Genomic DNA, 1,751 nt, shown 5'->3' with positions numbered 1-1,751 from the left:
ATTCCCAAATGCGTTTAACCGCTATGGGATAGAGAGGTGCGTAGTTCACCCAAGGAGAATCAATCTCTCGAAGTAAAAGTGAAAGGAATTTCTGAAATGGAATTCAGTCTGTCTATATTTGACTATACTTTTACTAACTATAACTGTTAGCTATACTTTTAATACACCGTTTAATATCCTTAGCTTTAACAGTACTATTACAAATAATCCTGCTTACTGGGGTTATGGGCAATTGACACAATCAGGAAATACTTTAATTGGGACAGAAGGAACTGGGGCTATTCATTTTATTGGAACGTATTCATCCATTGAATTTAGTGTTGATAACCCTGAAACTTGGCATGGGTTTACAGTAGGTAAGCTAGAACAAGTCCCCGAACCCACCTCTACCTTCAGCCTCCTCGCTCTCGGCACAATCGGCGCAGCTTCAACCCTCAAGCGTAAACTAAAACCCTCTAAATCCACCGAAAAAGAAACCACAAAAATAGGCTAAATTGCCTCTAAAAATACCATAAATGCCCCTTCATTCAGTCAGTTGAGGGGGGTATTTTTTGTGTATTGTTTATTGTCTATTATTTAGAGCTTGCTGAATAAATATAAAAACCTTGTTGTATAAGACTTTTAGACTTTTTTCCCCTCAAAAAGTGCCAGCACTTGGAGTGATCGGGGGGAAAATTCAGGTACTTTTTCCCTGAAAATTAGGTAGTTGACCACATGAAAATCGGTAAAACCCTACACCCCACCTGCCCCCCCGATGTCGGGGGGGTTGGGGGGCCACACCCTGCCCCCACGAAAAACTTTTTGCCGCAAACCCTAAATAAGAGGGGTTATTCATAATGAGTCCACATCCGTATAACTTTGACAACCTTCTCTTCTGGAATAACCTGATAAACCAAACGATGCTGAATATTAATACGTCTGGAATAATAGCTCGCTAAATCGCCACTGAGTTTCTCATAAACAGGATAAGATTGATACGGATTTGACTTAAGAATATTTAATAACTCGTTAGCTTGTTTTGCCAACCCAGTACGAGCCAGCTTTTCAGCATCTTTTTTCGCTTGTTTGGTAAAAACCAACTGCCAATTATCCATTTAAAATTGCTCTGATACTCGCCTCATCCACACAATCTTCAATAGAAGTTTTGCCACCTTCAATAATTGAATCTACCATACCCGGAATAGAATACAAATAAAGCGTTTCTTGAATAGAGTTCCAATCTTCCTCAGCAATTAAAATAGCATTTTTTTTAGTACCAGATAACAAAATCGGTTGATGATTATCATTGGTATCATTCACTAATTCATCAATTTGTTCTTTGGCTTCAGTAACAGTAACAATTTTCATGTAACTATCCCTTAAATTAACAACAAGAGCGTAACCAATTTTAACACAAGTTAAGTATTATTCAGTATAATAGCACCTTTTCTAAATATTTGTCAAATTTATTTTTGCTTATTCTCGTTGCCAATTCTTGATAAGTTGTCTTGCTCTGAAGAATGGTACATTGACTGATTGATTACTTTTCTGGGTGTTCCTAGTGGATTGAGTAAAGCACTAATAAAAACATTGGTATCTATAACAACTCGATTAGGATTCATCTACTAATAGTTCTGGCTCTTCGTTACCCTTTATGCTAAATCAACAGACAAGATGCCAAGATAACATACTTCTAACCCAAAAATTCCGAAAGTTTCTAAAGCCATAGCCTCTCCGTTTTATTAGTTTAAGTTTATTGTTGATTCCCTCGA

General features: G+C 37.2%; 3 protein-coding genes and 2 pseudogenes. 1 reads left to right on the top strand and 4 read right to left on the bottom strand.

Annotated elements, in window-relative coordinates; all coding sequences use genetic code 11:
* Positions 1 to 370: 370 nt before the first annotated feature.
* Positions 371 to 493: pseudogene (locus O9295_RS00770) on the top strand (PEP-CTERM sorting domain-containing protein); the annotation flags it as partial.
* A 334-nt stretch (positions 494 to 827) separates the two neighbouring features.
* Here the strand turns inward: O9295_RS00770 and O9295_RS00765 are convergent.
* From O9295_RS00765 to O9295_RS00755, 4 genes and pseudogenes are all read right to left on the bottom strand, one after another.
* Positions 828 to 1,094, bottom strand: coding sequence for a Txe/YoeB family addiction module toxin (locus O9295_RS00765; protein WP_002756029.1), 267 nt, complete (start codon positions 1,092 to 1,094; stop codon positions 828 to 830).
* On the bottom strand, positions 1,087 to 1,347 hold the full coding sequence (locus O9295_RS00760; RefSeq protein WP_147074206.1) for a type II toxin-antitoxin system Phd/YefM family antitoxin: 261 nt from the start codon (positions 1,345 to 1,347) through the stop codon (positions 1,087 to 1,089). Before O9295_RS00760 ends, O9295_RS00765 begins: the two co-directional genes overlap by 8 nt.
* Positions 1,348 to 1,423: 76 nt before the next feature.
* Positions 1,424 to 1,601, bottom strand: a pseudogene (locus O9295_RS27225) (putative toxin-antitoxin system toxin component, PIN family); the annotation flags it as partial.
* Between the two features lie 40 nt (positions 1,602 to 1,641).
* Positions 1,642 to 1,751: transposase (locus tag O9295_RS00755; protein WP_190538260.1), on the bottom strand; the 110-nt coding region annotated here is incomplete at its 5' end.

The organism is Microcystis sp. LE18-22.4A (assembly GCF_027531105.1).
Classification (GTDB): Bacteria; Cyanobacteriota; Cyanobacteriia; order Cyanobacteriales; family Microcystaceae; genus Microcystis; species Microcystis aeruginosa.
This window is presented reverse-complemented; position numbering and strand designations above follow the sequence as displayed.

Coding starts and splice junctions, on each gene's coding strand:
- O9295_RS00765 (WP_002756029.1), bottom strand. CDS start 1,094: ATGGATAATTGGCAGTTGGTTTTTACCAAACAAGCGAAAAAAGATGCT.
- O9295_RS00760 (WP_147074206.1), bottom strand. CDS start 1,347: ATGAAAATTGTTACTGTTACTGAAGCCAAAGAACAAATTGATGAATTA.